This is a genomic window from Segeticoccus sp. (genome assembly GCF_035708005.1).
The window spans coordinates 79,785-99,200 of sequence record NZ_DASSTI010000150.1 but is presented as its reverse complement, the minus strand read 5'-3'; the positions used below and the strand labels follow the sequence as shown (position 1 = coordinate 99,200).

The following is a 19,416-nucleotide window of genomic DNA, read 5'->3' as shown; positions in this document are numbered from 1 at the left end:
ATGATTCCAGGCGAATGGTTGTTGTCCGACGAGCCGGTCGAGATCAATGCGGGACGACCCACCCGCACGCTGCGCGTCCACAACACGGGGGACCGACCGATCCAGGTGGGCTCGCACTACCACTTCTTCGAGGCGAACCGGGCGCTCGAGTTCGATCGCCCCAGCGCCTTCGGGATGCGGCTCAACGTGCCGGCCGGCAAGGCGATCCGCTTCGAGCCGGGGGACGAGAAGGACGTCGAGCTGGTCGAGTTCGGCGGCATGCGGCGCATCCTCGGGTTCGACGACGTGGTCGACGGCAGTGTCGACGCCGAACACACCAGGCGTCAGGCGATGCGCCGCGCCCAGGAACGGGGCTACCGCGGCATGGAGAACTGGGAGCCGGCGAGGACCGACCCCGGTGAGCAGCAGGAGGACCCCGAATGACGAGCATCTCGCGGCGCACCTACGCCTCGCTCTACGGCCCGACGACCGGGGACCGCTTCCGCCTGGCCGACACCCAGCTCATCGCCCAGGTCGAGGACAGCCTGCTCACGCCGGGGGAGGAGCTGGTCTACGGCGGAGGGAAGACAGCCCGCGACGGGATGGGGCAGACCCCTGGGGTCCGCAATGAGGACGGTGCGCTCGACACGGTCATCACCTCCGCGGTGCTCATGGACCCGGTCCTCGGCATCATCAAGGCTGACATCGGGATCAAGGACGGCCGTATCGCCGGGGTGGGCCAGTCGGGGAACCCGAACCTGCAGGACGGCGTCGACCCCAACCTCGTGGTCGGAGCCGGCACCGAGGTGATCTCCGGCGAGGGCCTGATCGCCACCGCCGGGGGGATCGACCCGCACGTGCACTTCCTCACCCCGGACCAGGTGCCGCACGCGCTGTCCAACGGGATCACCACCTTGCTCGGCGGCGGCACCGGGCCGGCCGACGGCTCGAAGGGCACCACCTGCTCCCCGGGCCCGTTCAACATCGCCCGGATGCTCGAGGCGACGGCCACCCTGCCCGTCAACGTCGGGCTGCTGGGAAAGGGCAACAGCAGCCGACCGGAGACCCTCGCCGAACAGCTGGAGGCGGGCACCTGCGGTCTGAAGGTGCACGAGGACTGGGGCGCCACACCGGCCGTGATCGACTGTTCCCTCACAGTCGCCGACGAGTACGACGTGCAGGTCGCCATCCACACCGACTCCCTCAACGAGTGCGGCTACCTCGCCGAGACGATCGACGCCATCAACGGTCGCGCGATCCACACCTACCACACCGAGGGCGCTGGCGGAGGCCACGCGCCGGACATCATGGCGATCGCGGCGCTGCCGAACATCCTTCCGTCCTCGACGAATCCGACGAAGCCGTACACCACCGACACGACCGACAACCTGTTCTTCATGACGACGGTGACCCACCACCTCAACCCGCAGAACCCGGAGGACGTGGCGTTCGCCCAGTCCCGGATCCGCGGCGAGACCGAAGCCGCCGAGGACGTCCTGCAGGACATGGGGGTGCTGTCGATGTTCTCCTCGGACTCCCAGGCGATGGGTCGGATCGGGGACACCGTCGCCACGGTGTGGCGCACGGCCGACAAGATGAAGCAGCAGCGAGGAAAGCTCGAGGGCGACCCGGAGCAGAACGACAACAACCGGATCCTGCGCTACCTGGCGAAGTACACGATCAACCCCGCCATCACCCACGGGATCAGCCACCTGGTGGGGTCGCTGGAGCCCGGCAAGGTCGCCGACATCACCCTGTGGCCGACCAACACCTTCGGCGTCAAGCCGAAGTACGTCGTCAAGGGCGGCTTCGTGGCCTGGTCGATCATGGGCGACCCGAACGCGTCGATCCCGACACCTGAACCCGTTCTGATGCGACCCATGTTCGGCACGCGCGGCAAGGCCGTCGCACGCACGTCGATGACCTTCATGTCCCAAGCGGCCATCGAGGCCGGGGTGCCCGAGGAACTAGGCCTCGACCGTTGGGTGGAAGCCGTCCACGGCTGTCGCACGATCGGCAAGCAGCAGATGGTGCGCAACGACGCCACCCCGGACATCCGCATCGACCCCGAGACCTACCAGGTCTACGTCGACGGCGAGCTCGCCTCGGTGCCCGCGGCCGAGGACGTCTCGCTCGGGCAGCTGTACTACATCGTCTGAGGCACGACGAGGTATCCATGACCACGGCGACGACTTCGGGGCTGGTCCCTTTGCTGACCACCCTGCAGCTGGCCGACTCGGCCTTCCCCAGCGGGCGCTACACCTTGTCCCACGGCTTGGAGAGCTTCGTGCAGTCCGGCGCCGTCACGGGGGACAGTGGCGTGGCCGGCCTCGGCGGCCTGCTGGCCGACCAGCTCGAACACGGCATTGCCCCCGCCGACGGGGTGGCCCTGGCCTGGGCGCACCGTGCCGTGTCGCAGGCGTCCTGTCCGGAGGAGTATGACGAGCAGCTCGCGGTCGAGGCCGACCTGCGGTTGTCGTCGGTCAAGATGGTGCAGGAGGCGCGGCGCGCCTCGCGGCGCACCGGCCGCGGGCTGCTGGGCACCGTGGCGGGCTCCTTCGCGGGACCGGCGCTCACGGCATACCACCGGCTGGTGCGCGAGGGCACCGCACCGGGACACGCGGCCGTGGTCATGGGCCTGCTCACCGCCGAGCAGCAGGTGCCGTTGGCGCAGGCCGTGGCCGCCGAGCTGTACGCGTTCGCCGCAGGCTGGCTCAACGCCGCGGTCCGGCTCGCTGTCGCCGACCACCGCACGGCACAGGCGGTGCTGCACCGGTGCGGTCCGGTCATCGAGCGCGCGGCGTGCGCGGCCGGCGAGACGGAGCTCGAGGACCTGGCCAGCTGCACGCCGCTGGTCGACGTGATGGCGATGCGCCACGAGCAGGCCACCCTGCGGCTGTTCATGAGTTGATCGACGAGGAAGGGCAGGGCACAGATGACGACACAGGACCTCCACCAACCACCGCACCGGCAGGGCCCCTCAGCCGGGCACGACCACTCGCACGAGATCAATGAGGAGCTGGCCGGATCCGGGCTGGAGCGGCTCGGGGGACCGGTGCCGCGCGTGGGCATCGGCGGGCCGGTCGGATCGGGGAAGACGACCCTGATCGAGGCGCTCGTGCCGCGCCTGGTCCAGGGCGGCCACCGTCCGGTGGTTGTCACCAACGACATCTTCACCGAGGAGGACGCCCGCCACGTGCGGACCACGCTGTCCGGAGTGCTCGAGACCGAGAAGGTCGTCGGCGTCGAGACCGGGTCGTGCCCGCACACCGCGGTGCGCGACGACCCGACGATGAACCTCGATGCCGTGCAGCAGCTCACCGACCGGTTTCCCGACACGGACGTGGTGCTGCTGGAGTCCGGCGGCGACAACCTGACCCTCACCTACAGCCGGGCGCTCGCCGACTTCTTCGTCTTCGTCATCGACGTGGGCGAGGGCGACAAGATCCCGCGCAAGCGCGGCCCGGGGATCACGTCCTCGGACCTGTTGGTCATCAACAAGGTCGACATCGCTCCCTACGTGCGCTCCGACCTGTCCGTGATGGAGCGCGACGCGCGCGCGGTGCGGGGCGACAAGCCGTTCGTCTTCACCAACTGCTTCTCCGGCGAGGGCCTCGACACGGTGCTGGAGCACCTCAGGGCCGCCGGCGTCCTCACCCGGCCAGCACCGGTGTCGCCCTCGTGCTGACGATGACCCGTGCCGCCGAGCGGCACGAGCCCCGGTGGTGGACAGCACCGCGGGTGCCCGCCGCGGTGCGTGCCTTCGACGACGAGGACGGCCGACGCCGCGGCAGCGTGGGGCTGCTCGACATGGAGTTCGCCGTCGTGGCCGGCGCCACGCGCGCGGTGCGCCACTTCCACCAGACGCCGCTGTACGTACTGCAGCCCATCCACCTCGACGCCGCCCGACCCGACATGGCCTTCGTCTACCTCCAACAGCAGGGGGACGGTCTGCTGCAGGGGGACCGGTGCCGCGTGGACGTCGAGGTCGGGGAGGCGGCGGCGGTCCACCTGACCACGCAGGCGGCCACGAAGCTCTACGGCATGGAGACCGGCTACGCCTCCCAGCTGGTCAACATCACCGCCGCCGCCGGGGCGTTCGTGGAGTACCTTCCCGAGCCGGTCATCCCGTTCCGGCACTCGCGCTTCCTCGGGCGGCTCACCGTGACCGCACACCCCCAGTCCATCGTGCTGTTCGGCGACATCCTGTTGCCGGGGCGGGTCTCCCACGGCGAGTGGCACGACTACGACGTCTACCACGCGAGCACCCGGGTGCAGCGCCCCCACGGGCGCCAACTCGCGCTCGACACACTGTCGTTCGAGGGCACGGGCGCCCGAGCCGACACCCCCGCCCGGCTGGGCCGGCACGGTGTCCACGCCGCCTTCTTCGCCCTCGCGCCCCCCGACCGCGCGGACGGGCTCGCCTCCGCGCTGCGCGACCGGCTGGAGCAGTGCCCGGACGTCGTGGCCGGCGTGACGGCACTGCCGTTCGCCAGTGGTCTGGTGGTGCGGCTCCTCGGGCCGACGTCCATCCCCGTCCGCCACGCCGTGGGCCTGGCTTGGGACACCGCCCGGCGACACCTCGTGGGGTGCCCTGCTCCCGACCTGCGCCGGGACTGATCCCCGCAGCGAGTGGTCTCAGCGCGGGGCCACGGAGTCGCGCGGGCTCACGGAGTCGTAGACCTCTGCGCTGCCGTCGGCCCACACGACGACGCCGCGGCGACCGGGCCGGTGCGCGAGCCAGGAGAGGGCCTGCTCGCCCTGGGCGAAGGCGGCCGTCGCGTCGATGTCGGCCCAGGTGAGGCTGTCGGCGACCACGGTCACGGACGCCACGCCGGCAGGCACCGCTCCGGTGCGGGCATCGGTGATGTGCGCGCCGCGGCGGTTCAGCCCGGAGGTGGCCACCGCGCCGCGCCAGACCGGAATCACGGCCACCACACGGTCCCAGTGGTGCGGGTCCTCGACCCCGATCCGCCACGGTGCAGCCTCCGGATCCGCGACGTGGCAGACCATGTCGCCACCCGCGCAGAGGCAGAAGTCCGTCTCCGGCAAGGACGCCAGACGCCTGGCGGCACGCTCGACCGCCCAACCCTTCACGACACCGCTGGGGTCGAACACCCGCTCGCCGCCGGGCGATCGTCGCCAGATGTCGAAGGCACCACCGGACTCGGCGCGCGCCTGCTCGCCGAGGGCGAGTACGTCGGCGACCTCGGCCGGGCACTCCCGCAGGGTCAGCTCGCCGCGGCCGAGGCGGCTGATGCAGGAGCCGGGCCGGTAGGTGCTGAACACGCGATCCGCCTCGCGGAGGATCGCGAGCGCCTCCGCCCAGGCCCACCGACCGCGCTGGTCGTCGGCGTGCCGGCCGCGCAGGGCGAGGCTGATCGGCATACCCATCACGTGCTCGACGGCACGGTGCATGCGCAGCGCGGGGGTGCTGTCCGCAGCCAGGGCAGCGGGAACCTGCTCCTCGCCGATCACAGCTGGGCCTGGTCGAGCGCGCTCTGCAGCGACTGCAGGTAGCCGGTGCTCGTGACGGTGGCGCCGCTCACCATGTCGATCTGCGCGGACTGGGCCTGGGTCGTCTCGCGCACCAGGATCGGCAGGGCATAGGAGTTGATCTGGTCGTCGCGCGGGTTGCCGCTCGGTTGCTGCAGGACGGTGACCTTCGTGATCCGGCGCCCGGCGACGGAGAGCTGGACCTGGACCGGTCCCCACTGCGTGGGGACGACCGCGCCGGTGATCGTCGACGCGGTGCTGCTCCGGGCACTGCCCGAGGAGCTGGCGGTGCCGCTGGATCCAGCGCCATCCCCGCCACTCGAGCCGCTCGCGCCGGCCGCTCCACGGGACGAGCCGGATGCCCGCGACGAGCCCGACGCTGCGCTTCCCGAGGAGCTCGTGGTCGGCACGCCCGGGGCGCCGGAGGCGAGGGTGCTGGACGTGGAGGTGTGGTAGCCGAACAGCAGGAGGACGACGGAGACGGTGCTGAGGAACCAGAACAGGATGCGTTTCAAAGGAAATCACCAGGTGAAGGTCTCGAGGTGGAGGCGGTCAGCAGGAAGGCCGGCAGCAGCGAGGGTGCGCTGCACCAGAGCGACCCACGGGGGAGGGCCGCAGAGGTAGACATCGCGTTCGGCGATGTCGGGCACCCACCAGCGCAGCGCCCAGAGGTCGTCCACCTGGTCCATGGGTCCGACCCCGGCGCCCAACCACGAGTGCGGACTCCGGCGGTGCCCCGGGAGGATCAGCACCTCCAGCCCCCGTTCGCGGGTGAGCGCCTCCAACTCCTGGGGGAAGAGCGGGTCGACCGTGCAGCGTTGGAGGAGAACCGCCTCACCGGGGTCGTAGTGGAGCTCCTCGGCGAGCGCGCGCAGCGGCGTGATGCCCACACCGGCGCCGATGAGGGCCACCCTGCGGCGGCTGCGGGCCCGGGCGCTGAGCCGGCCGTAGGGACCTTCCACCAGCACGGGCGTTCCCGGGCGCACTGAGAAGGGCACGCTGCTACCGGTGCCGACCGCCCGCACGGTGATCCGCAAACTCTGGCCGTCCGGCGCGGCGGAGACCGAGTACGGGTGCGCGCGGGTCCAGCCGGGACGGCCGAGGAACCGCCAGGTGAAGAACTGACCGGCCTCCACCCGGAGCAGGTCCAGCCGGCGGCCCGTGAGGTGGACGGAGACCACGTCCTCGGCCTCCCGGACGACGGATGCGACGCGCAGCCGGTGCCGCAGGTTGCGGCATACCGGCAGTCCCACCCGCCAGGTGAGCACGGCGCCCGCCGCCAGCGCCCACGCGCTCCACCAGAAGACGGTGCGTGCAGGGGAGCCGGTGAACTGCTGCCCGGTCCACAGCTGGTGCGGCAGCGCCAACCCCACGCCGAGGTAGGCATAGAGGTGCAGCAGGTGCCAGGACTCGTAGCGCAGCCGGAGACGGGCCCGCCGCAGGCTGGTCCCCACGACGAGGAACAGGCAGACCGTGCCCGCGGCGGCCAGCAGCATCCCGGGGTAGGACACGGTGAGCGTCCACAGCATCCCGAGGAACTGACCCAGCGCGCCCGCGGCGTAGCCCCACGTGATCGTGACGACGTGCACCAGGACGAGCGTGAACGACGTGAACCCGACGACCCGGTGGAGCCGGGCGAGGCGGTCCTGCCCGAACGCCCTCTCCACGAGCGGAACCCGCGCCATGAGCACCACCTGCGCGAGCAACAGCACCGCGCCGGTGAGCCCGCTGACCCGGCCCACCGACGTCAGGCCGCTGGCCCACCCGCCGAGGTCCTGCACGCCGCGGCCGGTCACCCACCAGAAGGTGACCAGCAACAGGCTCAGCCACAGGGCGGCTGCTGCTGCCTGGCGCACGGCCGCGTCGCTGCGGGCCCGCTGCCCCAGCGGCGCGCCGCCGGCGAGGCCTGCCGGGCGCCGAGGATCCAGCACCGCGCTGGAATGGAGGTCGTTCACGGGGGCACTCCTCGGACGGGGGGATCACCGAGAGATTCGCCGGGTGCCCTGCGACGGTGCTCGGTCAGGCCTGTGCGCCGGCTGTGAGTCGGCGGGGTCCAGACGGCGGCGGTAGCCTCGACCGAGTGATGGGACCCTCGTCAGCCGCCGCCGGTGAGTGAGGCGCCCGCCGGTTCCTCCCCGCCCGTGAGCGCTCCGGAGGAGGGTCGCGACCCCAACCGCTGGCGTGCGCTGGGCGTCTGCCTGGTCGCCGGCTTCATGGCGCTCATGGACGTGAGCATCGTCAACGTCGCCCTGCCCTCGATCCGGGAGGGGCTGCACGCCAGCACCAGCGACCTGCAGTGGATCGTCTCCGGCTATGCCCTCACCTTCGGGCTCGTCCTGGTCCCCTCCGGCCGACTCGGGGACGCCCGGGGGCGGCGCCTGATGTTCGTTGCTGGTGTCACGCTGTTCACGCTGAGCAGCGTGGCCGCCGGGCTGTCACCGAGTCCCACGGCGCTCGTGGTGGCGCGGCTCGTCCAGGGCATCGGGGGCGGACTGCTGAGCCCGCAGATCAACGGCCTGATCCAGCAGTTGTTCCGCGGTGCCGAGCGCGGAAAGGCGTTCGGGCTGTTCGGCGCCACCGTCGGCGTCTCGACGGCGATCGGCCCCTTGCTCGGCGGCGCGATCATCAAGCTGCTCGGGACGGACACCGGATGGCGGTTCATCTTCTTCGTCAACCTGCCGGTCGGGATCGTCTGTGTCCTGCTCGCGTTCCGCTACCTGGACGCCCGACGCGGCGCGGATCGTCGTCGCGAGGACCTCGACCCGGTCGGTGTGGTGCTGCTCGGTGCAGCCGTCTTCTCCCTGTTGCTGCCCCTCGTCGAGGAGCGCCAGTGGGCCGGAGCGGCGAAGTGGTGGCTGTTGCTCGTGGGCGCGGTGCTGCTCGCCGGATTCGCCCTCTGGGAGCGGCGCCATGCGGGTCGCGGCGGGACGCCGCTGGTGGACCTCAACCTGTTCCGCCTCGAGAGCTACAGCTCCGGAGTGACGATCGGGCTGCTCTACTTCTCCGGCTTCACGAGCATCTTCTTCATCCTCACGCTCTACCTGCAGCTCGGGCTCGGCTACACCGCCCTGCTCGCGGGTCTGACGCTGACGCCGTTCGCCGTCGGCTCGGCGGGGGCCGCCGCGGTCGGTGGGCGCATCGTCACCCGCTACGGCCGGCCGCTCGTGGCCCTCGGCCTGCTCGTGGTGCTCATCGGGCTGGCGCTCACCGACACCGTGGTCAGCGTGCGCGGCGGCGACCCGAGCTGGTGGATCGCCCTGCCGCTGCTGCTCGCCGGGATCGGCAGCGGGCTGGTCATCTCCCCGAACGTGACGCTGACCGTCTCCGAGGTGCCCGTGGCGCAAGCGGGCACGGCCGGGGGAGTCCTGCAGACGGCGCAGCGCATCGGCACGGCCGCGGGCATCGCCCTGATCGGGTCCGTCTTCTTCGGCGAGGTGTCCTCCAGCCACGGCGACTTCGCGCGCGCCGCCAGCCTCGGGTTGCGGGTCACCCTCGTGCTCGTCGCGATCGCCCTCGCCGCAGCGGTGGTCGACGTGGTGGCCTCGCGACGACGTGGGCCGGACGCGGACTGACGCGGCGGCTCACGCGGGGCTGACCGGCGGGCTCAGGGAGCCCGGCGCCCGGCGAATCGGCGCGCGCTCGCGTCCTGTTGGGCCAGCAGGCGCAGTGCCCGCAGCACCGGTTGGACCAGCACGGTGCCCACGATGACCTGGCGGACCGCGTCCTCCGGGTGATCCGGGACGCTGGCGACGTCGACGGCGGCCACCTGCGCCATCGCGGCGGCGTAGTCGTCGAGCACCGCGTCGTCGTCCAGCACACCGGCCGCCGCAGCGCCGGCCAGCGCCCGACCCAGCTCGGCCGCCGCGGGGCAGTTGGCAGGGACCTGCCACCCCAGGCGCTCGAGCAGCCGTGCCACGCGGTCGGTCTGCCGGTCCCGCTCCCCGTCCGGGGCGGCATCCGGCTCGGCCGCGATGACCGTGGCCTGGGCCGTGCCGAGCAGGTCGTGCCACGTCGCCGGGGGGTCCTCGAGCGCGGCGACCACCGTGTGCACCTTGGCGATCGACAGCCGGCCGCTCTCGATCAGGGCACGCACGAGACGCACACGCGCGACGTGCGTGTCGTCATACTCCGCGCGGGTGGCGCCCCGGGAGGCACCCGCGGGCAGGAGGCCCTCGCGCAGGTAGTACTTCAGCGTCGGCACGCTCACGCCCGTGGCCGCCGCGAGCTCCGAGATCTTCATGCCACCTCCACGTGACATTGGAGAGTGTAGCTATCCAGTGGTGGCGGAACTATCCAAGCGAGGTGGCGGCATGCGGATCACGACGGGGCGGAAGACCGATGGGCACGAGGGCGAGCTCGTCGTCTTCCTGGTCGGGATCCGGCCCGCGGCCTGAGGGGCCGCGAGCCGAGCGATCCGGGGGCGCGGACCGAGCGATCCGGGCCGCGGGCCGAGCGTCAGGCCGTGGCAGACTGGTGGGCGCCCTGGGCGCGCGCCAGGACCTCGGTCAGCTTGTTGGCGCCCGCGACGACGGTCGCCGCGTGGAGCCGCCCGGGCTGGCGCGAGAGCCGCTCGATCGGGCCGGAGATCGAGACGGCCGCCACCACGCGACCGGAGGGGCTGCGCACCGGCGCGGACACCGACGCGACGCCGGCCTCCCGCTCACCGACGCTCTGGGCCCAGCCGCGGCGGCGGACGCCGGACAGCATGGTGGCGGTGAACTTCGCCCCGCGCAGGCCGCGGTGCAGCCGGTCCGGCTCCTCCCAGGCCAGCAGCACCTGGGCGGCCGAACCGGCGAGCATCGACAGCGTGGCGCCCACGGGGATGGTGTCGCGCAGGCCGAGGACCGGGCGGTCGGCCGCGGCGACACAGATGCGCTGGTCACCCTGGCGCCGGAACAGCTGGGCGCTCTCGTGGGTGTGGTCCCGCAGCGCGCCCAGCACCGGGCCGGCTGCGGCGAGGAGGCGGTCCTCGCCGGCGGCGGAGGCCAGCTCGACGAGCCGAGGGCCGAGCACGAAGCGCCCCTGCATGTCCCGGGCGACGAGGCGGTGGTGCTCGAGCGCGACCGCGAGGCGGTGCGCCGTCGGGCGGGCCAGTCCCGTCGAGGCCACGAGCTGGGCGAGGGTCGACGGCCCCGGCTCCAGCGCGCCCAGGACGAGCGCAGCCTTGTCGAGAACGCCGACTCCACTGGTGTTGTCCATGGGATGATATTGACGTCTCAGCACCTGAGACGTCAAATCACCGCACGGCGTGGTGAGTGACGCTGTGACAAGAGACACGACGCGCGGCCGCGCGCGGGTCTCGCGAACGCGACAGAGCGACGAGGGAGTCGACATGGCAGGCACGTTGGCCGAGAAGGTCTGGGATGCACACGTGGTCCGGCGCACGCCGGGGGAGCCGGACCTGCTCTACATCGACCTGCACCTCCTGCACGAAGTGACCAGCCCGCAGGCCTTCGACGGCCTGCGCCTTGCCGGCCGCGGCGTCCGGCGGCCGGACCTCACCCTCGCGACCGAGGACCACAACGTGCCGACCACTCCGGGGCCGATCACCGACCCGGTCAGCCGCACCCAGGTCGACACGCTGCGCCGCAACTGCGCGGAGTTCGGCGTCCGCCTGCACCCGATGGGCGACGCCGAGCAGGGCATCGTCCACGTCGTCGGGCCCCAGCTCGGCCTCACCCAGCCCGGTATGACGATCGTGTGCGGTGACAGCCACACCTCGACCCACGGAGCCTTCGGTGCGCTCGCCTTCGGCATCGGCACCAGTGAGGTCGAGCACGTCCTGGCCACGCAGACGCTGCCGCTGGTGCCGTTCCGCACCATGTCGGTGACGGTCGACGGCACCCTCGCCGAGGGCGTCACCGCGAAGGACGTCATCCTCGCCGTGATCGCGCAGATCGGCACCGGCGGCGGCCAGGGGCACGTCATCGAGTACCGCGGCTCGGCCATCGAGGCGCTGTCGATGGAGGCCCGGATGACCATCTGCAACATGTCGATCGAGGCCGGCGCCCGCGCGGGCCTGATCGCGCCCGACGCCACGACGTTCGAGTACCTCAAGGGCCGCCCGGCGGCCCCGCAGGGCGACGCGTGGGACGAGGCGGTCGCGGCGTGGTCGCAGCTGCGCAGCGATGACGACGCGGTCTTCGACAAGGAGGTTCGGCTCGACGGCGCGGCCCTGACCCCGTTCGTGACCTGGGGCACCAACCCCGGCCAGGGGTTGCCGCTGTCGGAGAGGGTCCCGGACCCGGAGTCCTTCGGCGAGGAGTCCGACCGCGTCGCCGCCGCACGGGCGTTGGAGTACATGGGTCTCAGTGCCGGCACCCCGCTCCGCGACATCGCCGTCGACACTGTCTTCCTCGGCTCGTGCACCAACGGGCGCATCGAGGACCTGCGCGCCGCCGCCGAGGTCCTCAAGGGCCGGCAGGTCGCCCAATCGGTCCGGATGCTCGTGGTTCCCGGCTCGACCCGGGTCCGCCTCCAGGCCGAGGCCGAGGGACTGGACCGGGTCTTCACGCAGGCGGGGGCGGAGTGGCGGCTGGCCGGCTGCTCCATGTGCCTGGGGATGAACCCCGACCAGCTCCAGCCCGGCGAGCGCAGCGCCTCGACATCCAACCGCAACTTCGAAGGACGCCAGGGCGCCGGGGGCCGCACGCACCTGGTGAGCCCGCTCGTCGCGGCGGCCACCGCCGTGCGGGGCACCCTCTCCAGCCCGGCCGACCTCTGAACCGGTCGACGGCCCACACCTACCGACTGCACCAGCCACCTGAGGGAGCCAGCATGGAGAAGTTCATCCGGCACACCGGCGTCGGCGTCCCGTTGCGCCGCAGCAACGTCGACACCGACCAGATCATCCCGGCCCGCTACCTGAAGCGGGTCACGCGCACCGGCTTCGAGGACGGCCTGTTCTCGGCCTGGCGGCAGGAGGAGACCTTCGTCCTCAACAGCCCTGCCTACACGTCCGGCTCGGTCCTCGTCGCCGGCCCGGACTTCGGCACCGGGTCCTCCCGCGAGCACGCGGTGTGGGCGCTGATGGACTACGGCTTCCGGGTGGTCATCTCCTCCCGGTTCGCCGACATCTTCCGCGGCAACAGCGGCAAGGCAGGACTGCTCACCGCCCAGGTCCCGCAGCACGAGGTCGAGCTGCTCTGGAAGCTGCTGGAGAACGAGCCCGGCACCCAGGTGACGGTCGACCTCGAGCAGCGCAGTGTCACCGCCGGTGACATCACCGCCGCCTTCGACGTCGACGACTACACCCGGTGGCGCCTGATGGAGGGCTTGGACGACATCAGTTTGACGCTTCGCCAGGAGGCCGAAATCACGGCCTACGAGGGCCGTCGGCCGCGCTGGAAGCCGACCGTCGAGGTCGGCTGAGCAGCCCTCCTGCTGCACGAAAGCCGTTGACAAGCAAGGGAACTCAGCGCAACACGACCACTCGCACGACCCTCCGCTGAGGCCCTCCCGAGGCCAGCCCCCGGACGCGAACCACCTCCGCTCGGCCCTCCAAAGGCGTTGCGACACAACGTGAAAGAGTGTCGCTAAGGTGGACTCGCCCCCGTCCGGGGGCCTAACGTCATGTCTTAAGTCGGGTGTACGCCCGGCGGACCACCTGTCAGCGGGCAGAGCCCGGGACTTTTCCTCTGGAGGGGAAGACGTGAACAAGGGAGAACTCATCGAGGCCCTCGAGGGGCGCCTCGGCAACAAGAAGGCCGCCAGCGACGCGCTCGAGTCGGTCCTCGACGTGATCATCCGCGAGGTGGCCAAGGGCGGGAAGGTCGGCATCACCGGCTTCGGCACCTTCGAGAAGGTGGCTCGGGCCGCACGCACCGGCCGGAACCCGCGCACCGGCGAGACCGTGAAGATCCGCAAGACCGCGGTGCCGAAGTTCAAGGCCGGCACGGCGTTCAAGCAGGTCGTGGCCAACCCGAAGAAGCTGCCCAAGGCCGGCGTCCTCGCTGGCGGCCGCGCCTCGGCGGCCTCCGCCAACGGCGGCACGCCGACCAAGACCGCCGCCAAGAAGGCCACCACCAAGAAGGCGAGCCCGAGCAAGAGCACGGCCGCCAAGACAACAGCCAAGAAGGCGTCCACGGCCAAGAAGAGCACCGCCAAGGCCGCCAGCACCTCCGGCCGGGGCACCGCCAAGAAGACCGCGACCGGCTCGACCACCAAGAAGGCCACCACGCGGGGCACGGCGAACAAGGCCACGCCGGCCAAGAGCACCGCCCGCAAGACCACGGCCCGCAGCACGGCGAAGACCGCCTCGCCGGCGAAGACGGCCGCCAAGCGCGGCACGGCCAAGAAGACGGCGCGCAAGCGCTGAGTCCGGCCTTCGCACAGGGAGGGCCGGTGTCGACGAGCTCGTCGACACCGGCCCTCTCGCTGCGTCTGCGATGCGCCGGCGCGAGGCCGGGCGGCTCACCGGATGGGTTCGTCCGCCCCGATCCCCACGATCCACAGCCGGCTCAGCTGTTCGTCGGCCCCGATTTCGACGCTGACCCGCTGGCCCAGCCGCAGGTGTCGCAGTCCGCTCGCCGCGAAGACCTCGGCCGGGAAGGGGATCGCGCGGCCGTCGTCGAGCAGGACCGAGCCGGTGCCGGTCTCGTGGTCGAAGCGGTGCACGCTGCCCTGCATGGCGCTCACGGTAGCGCGGCGTGCCGGAGGACACCGCGGGTGGCGCGGCCGAGCCCGAGGTCGGTGGCGAGGCGCAGCGACTCGTCGTCGTCGACGTCGGTGCGCAGTCCCGGTAGGTCCAGGTCCAGCCGCACCGAGTCCCGCCCGTGCGCGGCGGCCGACCCGGCGCCGAACCGCGGGTGCAGCAAGGCTGCCGAACGTGCGGTCAGCAGGACGGTTCCAGTGCCTTCCGCGTCCGGCACGAAGGCGCGCTCGTGGAGCTCGCAGCACGCCAGTGCACGGGCGAGCTCCCAGGGCCGCAGCGCTGGCAGGTCGGCCAGCAGGACGCCGACCCGGCACGCCGGTGCGGTGGGCAGCCGGTGCAGCCCTTCTCGCACAGCGGCATTCAGCCCCGCCGAGGGATCCTCGACGACCAGTCCACCGGCCGACTCCACCATGTCGCGGGCGCGCTCGTCGGAGGTGACGACCAGCACCTGCTCGCCGGGGATCGTCGCGAACACCGCGGCCAGGGTGTCGCGGGCGAAGGCGTGGGCCAGCTCCGCGCGCACGATCCCCGCAGGCGGCAGCAGCCGACTCTTGGCGCGGGCACGGGCCTTGACGGGCAGGACCAGCTGCCAGCCCGGTGCGAGGGGAGGGGTCATCGCAGCCATCGTCTCAGGGCGCGCCGGGTCGCCTCGACACCCGGGCGGCCCAACAGGGAGGATGACGCAGGCGGGTTCGGAGCGAGAGGACGGAGCAACGGTGGGCGTGAGTCGGTCCGTGGCGCGAGGGCTCCCGTGGGGCTACCGCGTCGCGATCGCCGTGGTCCGGCCGCTGCTCATGGCCCTCACCAAGCGGGATTGGCGCGGTGGTGAGCACCTGCCGGCCCGCGGCGGATTCGTCGCGGCCGTCAACCACCTGTCCTACGTGGACCCGCTGACGTTCGCGCACTACATGCTCGACCACGGGCGCCCGGTCTCCTTCCTCGCCAAGGAGTCGATCTTCCGGGTGCCCGTCGTCGGCCCGGTCCTGCGAGCCGCCGGGCAGATTCCCGTCTACCGCGGCACCGGCCGAGCCGCAGATGCCTTCCGCGCCGCCGTGCAGGCCGTCGAACGGGGCACCTGCGTCGGGATCCTGCCCGAGGGCACGCTGACCCGTGACCCCGACCTGTGGCCCATGACCGGCAAGACCGGCGCCGCCCGGGTGGCGCTGGCGACCCGGTGCCCGGTGATCCCGTTGGCGCAGTGGGGGCCGGAGCGGATCCTGCCGCCGTACGGCCACCGGATCCGGCTCCTGCCGCGACGGACCGTGCACGTCTGGGCCGGCCCGCCGGTGGACCTGGCGGACCTCTACGAGCAGCCGGTCAACGCGAGGACGCTGCGCGTGGCCAACGATCGGATCATGGAGGCGATCACCCAGCTGCTCGAGCAGATTCGTGGGGAGCAGGCGCCGGCCTCGCGCTTCGACCCCCGGGCGGCCGGCGTGGCCGAGACGGGCAACCCGAACCGACGTCGCCGCGGCAGTGACCGCGGCACGGGAGGAGACCGATGACAACAGCCGCCGTGTTCGGCACCGGCAGCTGGGGGACCGCCTTTGCCACCATCCTCGCCGACGCCGGGGGACGGGTGCGCCTGTGGGGACGCCGTCCCGAGCTGGTGGAGCGGATCAACGCCACCCGCGTCAACGCGGAGTACCTTCCGGACCTGCGCATCCCCGACGCGGTGCAGGCGACGGCCGACGCCGCTGAGGCGGTCGACGGGGCGGACATCCTCGTCCTCGCCGTCCCCTCGCAGACGCTGCGCCACAGCCTGGAGCGGTGGCGCTCCGTGCTGCCACCGCACATCACGATGGTCTCGCTGATGAAGGGGGTCGAGCTCGGCACCACCCTGCGCATGAGCGAGGTCATCTGCGAGGTCGCCGGCGTGCCGACGGAGCGGGTGGCGGTCGTCTCCGGTCCCAACCTCGCGCCCGAGATCGCCCGCAAGCAGCCGGCAGCCACGGTGGTCGCGTCGGTCGACGAGCGCACGGCCGAGGCCGTCGCGGCCGCGACTGCGGCGCCATACTTCCGTCCCTACACCAACACCGACGTGGTCGGCACCGAGCTCGGTGGCGCGGTGAAGAACGCCGTCGCGCTCGCCGTCGGGATGGCCCAGGGCATGGGGTTCGGCGACAACACCAAGGCGACGATCATCACTCGAGGGCTGGCCGAGACCTCCCGCCTCGGCGTGGCGCTCGGCGCCGATCCGGCGACCTTCGCCGGCCTGGCCGGTGTCGGGGACCTCATTGCGACCTGCATGTCGCCCCTGTCGCGCAACCACACCTTCGGCGTCAAGCTCGGGCAGGGTATGTCGGTCGAGGAGGTGGTTGCCCAGACGCGGCAGACCGCTGAGGGCGTGAAGTCGTGCCAGTCCATCCTCGAGCTCGCCCGGCGCCACGACGTCGACGTGCCGATCGTGGAGAACGTCGCCGCGGTGGTGCATGAAGGGCGGTCCCCGCACGACGTGGCCGAGGCCCTGATGTCGCGGCCCCGCAAGGCCGAGACCCGCTGACCCCGCCCCGGCCGGTCGCCAGTGTGCGGAGCGGTCAGCGGGCGTCCACCGACAGCTCCGCCGCCGAGGTCCACGGGTTGCCGTTGACCTCCTGCAGCGCCACGAACTTCACGTAGCGGGCGTGGCTGCCAGCGAACGGCACCCACTTCTCGCTGGTGTCATTGGCGAACGAGCCGGTCGCCACCGGCTGACCCCAGGTCTGCCCGTCGTCGCTGAGGTAGACCGCGTACCGCGCCACCCGGCCGTTCACGTTGTCCTGCCGGGGCAGGTAGCGCAGAGCGCAGACGTCCATGGACCGGCCGAGGTCCAGCGTGATGTGGTGCGGGGGAGGCGGGTTTCCGGTCGACCAGGCGGTGTGCCAGTAGGTGCTGGTGTCGCCGTCGATCGCGTTGGTCGCCGCGCCGTCCTCGGCTGCCGTCTCCTGGCTGTCCACGTCCGTCACGGCCACCGGTCGCGTGGACTGCTCGGCGCAGGTGACCTGCACCGTGTGGTCGCTGGAGGCAGAGGCCGTGCCGGACGCCGTCGTCCAGCTCACGCTCGTGTGCAGCGTGGCGGCGCGAGCCTGCGGCGCGCCGGGCCAGCTGAGCGTGAACGAGGCACGGGCCTGCTCACCGTTGCCCAGGGCTCCGACGTCGACCGTCTCCGGCGCGACAGAGCCGCCGTCGACGGTCACCCGCACGGTCACGTCCGTCGCGGGACCGGCGATGCGGTTGCTCACGGTGACGGGCACCGTGGCGCGCCCGTCGGCGTCGAAGACCACCTTGGCTGGAGCGCTGACGGCGACCGGTTCCTGGGCCAGGCTGAGCGCCTTGGCCACGAAGGTGTCCAGCACTCCGTCACCGACCCGCACCCGGGCGCTGCCCCAGGCGTTCTCGACCGGATCGACCACGACCTTGCCGGCCTGTTGCTCGAGGTCCTTTGCCTGCGCGCCGAGGCGCTCGCCGGTGGCGTTGTCACCGGCGAGCCGTGCCGACAGCGAATCCAGCGTGGTGACCAGCGCCTTGCCCCACAGCTCGGTCGCGTCGAGCCACGGGGCGGCGTCCTTGAGGAAGCCGTCAGCGACGTGACCGGAGCGGATGGTGGCGGGAGCGCTCGCGATGCGCTCGGCATACGGGCGCAGGTCGCTGATCGCCTGCTCGGGTGAGCCGGCGTCCCACGTCTTCCAGAACGCGGCGACGCGGCGCGCGAGCTCGGGAGCCTGCGGCTGCCACGGGTTCGGGCCGAAGGTCGGCGCGAGGTGCTCGAGGTCGCCGAACACGAGCAGCGCCCGCGCGGTGGCCTCGTCGCCGTGTGCGAGGTAGGACATCGCCTGCGGCCAGTCGCGGCCGGGGCCGTAGGCGGAGTCGTTCCAGGTGAAGTCCGCGACGCCGAAGACCGCGATCTTGCTCGCATAGGCCTGGTTCATGGGGTTGGACACGATCCCGGACAGGTGCTTCGACAGCCCCGCCTCTCGCTTCGCGTAGGGCGCGAGCAACAGCCGGCCGGCGGTGGCCCCGTAGTCGTTGACGGGGTAGTTGTCCCACAGGAACACCTTGCGGCCGAAGAGCTTCGAGGCCGCGTCGGCCTGGTCGTTGGTCACCTGCGGGGGCACGACCGCGGTGCCGGTCCACTGGACCACGACCTGGGGGTCGAGGCTGGAACGCAGCACCTGCTTGTAGGCGGTGTCGGTGAGGTCGCCGTACTCGGTCGGCACCATCTGCAGCGGTTGGGTGCCCGGGTGCTGGTCGATCCAGTTGCGCTGCAGGTCGTTGAGCAGGTCGACCTGGGCACGGGCGGCCGCAGCGCGCCCGGGGTCCCCGAATGCCGCGCGGTCGCCGGCGCAGTTCCAGGCGCCGTAGTTGATGTCGTCGAGAGGGATGGAGAAGGACCGGGTGCCGAGGTCGTAGAGCGCCTGCAGCTTGGCCTCCAGGGCCCGCCGGTCGGACTCGCTGGAGTAGCAGATCGACTCACCGGGGGACACGGCGAAGGTGAACCGCACGTGGTTGGCCGCGGCCCGCTTGATGAGCGTGCCCAGCTCGGCGAGCTTCTCGGCGGGGTAGGGCTGGCGCCACTTGTCGCGGTGGTAGGGGTCGTTCTTCGGCGCGTAGACGTAGGTGTTCGCCTTCACGTCGCCGTAGAAGTCCATCTGGTCGAGGCGCTCCTGTGGGGTCCAGGGCGGCCCGTAGAAGCCCTCGATCGTGCCCCGCAGGGGCATGGACGGGTAGTCGGTGACCGACACGGAGGCCAGCTTGGCGTCGCCGGAGGCGCGGAACAGCTGGCGCAGCGTCTGCGCGGCGTAGAACTGTCCGTCCGCGTCGACGCCTCCGAGGACCACCTGCTTGGTCGCACCGGAGGAGGAGACCCGCAGGGCATAGCCCTCCGCGTGGTCGGGCACCGCCGTGTCGTGCAACCCCGCGGCGATGTCCGGCCGCGCCGCCGGCCCGAGCCGGACGGTGAGCAGCCCCGCACCGCCCGAGGTCGTCCCCGGCGAGACCGTGTCAATCCGGTCCACGCCGTGCTGGCGCAGCAGGTGCTCGACCTCCCGTCGTGCGGCGTCATCGGTGCGGGAGTCGACGACGAGGCGCACGCGGGAGGTCACCGGCACGTCGGCGCCGAGGCCGCTCAGGTGCTGCGGCGTGGGGGACACGACAGGGAGGACGGCGTCGTTGGCCGCGCCCACGGCGCCGGCGGAGTGCAGAGCCGGTGGCGCGCCGTGCGCGGGCGCGGCCGCGAGGGGCGCGACGAGACCGGCGGCGGCCGCGAGGCCGAGCGCCGAGGGCACGAGCGTTCTTCTCATCCTGCTGCT

General features: G+C 72.1%; 19 protein-coding genes. 11 read left to right on the top strand and 8 right to left on the bottom strand.

Going from position 1 to position 19,416, the window contains the following annotated elements; genetic code table 11:
- From VFL99_RS14865 to VFL99_RS14845, 5 genes are read left to right on the top strand one after another with little or no spacing between them, the layout of a single operon-like run.
- Positions 1-423 (top strand): urease subunit beta, encoded by a 423-nt coding sequence (locus VFL99_RS14865; protein ID WP_325107128.1) that lies wholly within the window; start codon positions 1-3, stop codon positions 421-423.
- Entirely contained in the window at positions 420-2,138 is a 1,719-nt protein-coding gene (gene ureC, locus VFL99_RS14860) for an urease subunit alpha (protein WP_325107127.1), read from the top strand. Before VFL99_RS14865 ends, ureC begins: the two co-directional genes overlap by 4 nt.
- Before the next feature lie 17 nt (positions 2,139-2,155).
- Positions 2,156-2,890, top strand: coding sequence for an urease accessory protein UreF (locus VFL99_RS14855; RefSeq protein ID WP_325107126.1), 735 nt, complete (start codon positions 2,156-2,158; stop codon positions 2,888-2,890).
- A 24-nt stretch (positions 2,891-2,914) separates the two neighbouring features.
- Positions 2,915-3,667, top strand: a complete 753-nt coding sequence (gene ureG / locus VFL99_RS14850) for an urease accessory protein UreG (RefSeq protein WP_325107125.1) — start codon at positions 2,915-2,917, stop codon at positions 3,665-3,667.
- A 2-nt stretch (positions 3,668-3,669) separates the two neighbouring features.
- On the top strand, positions 3,670-4,599 hold the full coding sequence (locus tag VFL99_RS14845) for an urease accessory protein UreD (protein ID WP_325107143.1): 930 nt from the start codon (positions 3,670-3,672) through the stop codon (positions 4,597-4,599).
- Positions 4,600-4,617: 18 nt separating this feature from the next.
- Here the strand turns inward: VFL99_RS14845 and VFL99_RS14840 are convergent, their stop codons facing one another.
- The 3 genes from VFL99_RS14840 to VFL99_RS14830 are packed head-to-tail and all read right to left on the bottom strand — an operon-like array spanning position 4,618 to position 7,430.
- A complete protein-coding gene (locus VFL99_RS14840) occupies positions 4,618-5,457 on the bottom strand; it encodes an FAD:protein FMN transferase (RefSeq protein ID WP_325107124.1) in 840 nt (279 codons plus the stop codon).
- Positions 5,454-5,990: an FMN-binding protein gene (locus VFL99_RS14835; RefSeq protein WP_325107123.1), complete on the bottom strand. Its 537-nt coding sequence runs from the start codon at positions 5,988-5,990 to the stop codon at positions 5,454-5,456. Before VFL99_RS14835 ends, VFL99_RS14840 begins: the two co-directional genes overlap by 4 nt.
- 6 nt (positions 5,991-5,996) lie before the next feature.
- A complete protein-coding gene (locus VFL99_RS14830; protein WP_325107122.1) occupies positions 5,997-7,430 on the bottom strand; it encodes a ferredoxin reductase family protein in 1,434 nt (477 codons plus the stop codon).
- Positions 7,431-7,616: 186 nt separating this feature from the next.
- On the opposite strand from VFL99_RS14830, the gene VFL99_RS14825 reads away from it, so the two are divergent.
- Positions 7,617-9,047: an MFS transporter gene (locus VFL99_RS14825; protein ID WP_325107121.1), complete on the top strand. Its 1,431-nt coding sequence runs from the start codon at positions 7,617-7,619 to the stop codon at positions 9,045-9,047.
- A 32-nt stretch (positions 9,048-9,079) separates the two neighbouring features.
- Here the strand turns inward: VFL99_RS14825 and VFL99_RS14820 are convergent, their stop codons facing one another.
- Both VFL99_RS14820 and VFL99_RS14815 read right to left on the bottom strand, forming a co-directional pair.
- Positions 9,080-9,715, bottom strand: a complete 636-nt coding sequence (locus VFL99_RS14820) for a MerR family transcriptional regulator (protein WP_325107120.1) — start codon at positions 9,713-9,715, stop codon at positions 9,080-9,082.
- 215 nt (positions 9,716-9,930) lie between these two features.
- Positions 9,931-10,674 (bottom strand): IclR family transcriptional regulator, encoded by a 744-nt coding sequence (locus VFL99_RS14815; protein WP_325107119.1) that lies wholly within the window; start codon positions 10,672-10,674, stop codon positions 9,931-9,933.
- 133 nt (positions 10,675-10,807) lie between these two features.
- Here VFL99_RS14815 and leuC point away from each other — a divergent pair, with 133 nt between their 5' ends.
- The 3 genes from leuC to VFL99_RS14800 all read left to right on the top strand — a co-directional run bounded on the left by leuC (position 10,808) and on the right by VFL99_RS14800 (position 13,792).
- On the top strand, positions 10,808-12,199 hold the full coding sequence (leuC, locus tag VFL99_RS14810) for a 3-isopropylmalate dehydratase large subunit (protein WP_325107118.1): 1,392 nt from the start codon (positions 10,808-10,810) through the stop codon (positions 12,197-12,199).
- 53 nt (positions 12,200-12,252) lie between these two features.
- Positions 12,253-12,846: a 3-isopropylmalate dehydratase small subunit gene (gene leuD / locus VFL99_RS14805; RefSeq protein ID WP_325107117.1), complete on the top strand. Its 594-nt coding sequence runs from the start codon at positions 12,253-12,255 to the stop codon at positions 12,844-12,846.
- Positions 12,847-13,126: 280 nt separating this feature from the next.
- On the top strand, positions 13,127-13,792 hold the full coding sequence (locus VFL99_RS14800; protein ID WP_325107116.1) for an HU family DNA-binding protein: 666 nt from the start codon (positions 13,127-13,129) through the stop codon (positions 13,790-13,792).
- 95 nt (positions 13,793-13,887) lie between these two features.
- Here VFL99_RS14800 and VFL99_RS14795 read toward each other — a convergent pair whose 3' ends face one another.
- Complete coding sequence (locus tag VFL99_RS14795; RefSeq protein WP_325107115.1) at positions 13,888-14,103, bottom strand: hypothetical protein; 216 nt, start codon at positions 14,101-14,103, stop codon at positions 13,888-13,890.
- Positions 14,104-14,108: 5 nt separating this feature from the next.
- On the bottom strand, positions 14,109-14,744 hold the full coding sequence (gene cofC / locus VFL99_RS14790; RefSeq protein WP_325107114.1) for a 2-phospho-L-lactate guanylyltransferase: 636 nt from the start codon (positions 14,742-14,744) through the stop codon (positions 14,109-14,111).
- 106 nt (positions 14,745-14,850) lie between these two features.
- Here cofC and VFL99_RS14785 point away from each other — a divergent pair, with 106 nt between their 5' ends.
- Positions 14,851-15,633: a lysophospholipid acyltransferase family protein gene (locus VFL99_RS14785; protein WP_325107113.1), complete on the top strand. Its 783-nt coding sequence runs from the start codon at positions 14,851-14,853 to the stop codon at positions 15,631-15,633.
- Complete coding sequence (locus VFL99_RS14780; protein ID WP_325107112.1) at positions 15,630-16,631, top strand: NAD(P)H-dependent glycerol-3-phosphate dehydrogenase; 1,002 nt, start codon at positions 15,630-15,632, stop codon at positions 16,629-16,631. Before VFL99_RS14785 ends, VFL99_RS14780 begins: the two co-directional genes overlap by 4 nt.
- Before the next feature lie 34 nt (positions 16,632-16,665).
- On the opposite strand, the gene VFL99_RS14775 is transcribed toward VFL99_RS14780, so the two are convergent.
- Positions 16,666-19,407, bottom strand: a complete 2,742-nt coding sequence (locus VFL99_RS14775) for a beta-N-acetylglucosaminidase domain-containing protein (RefSeq protein ID WP_325107111.1) — start codon at positions 19,405-19,407, stop codon at positions 16,666-16,668.
- Positions 19,408-19,416: the final 9 nt, after the last annotated feature.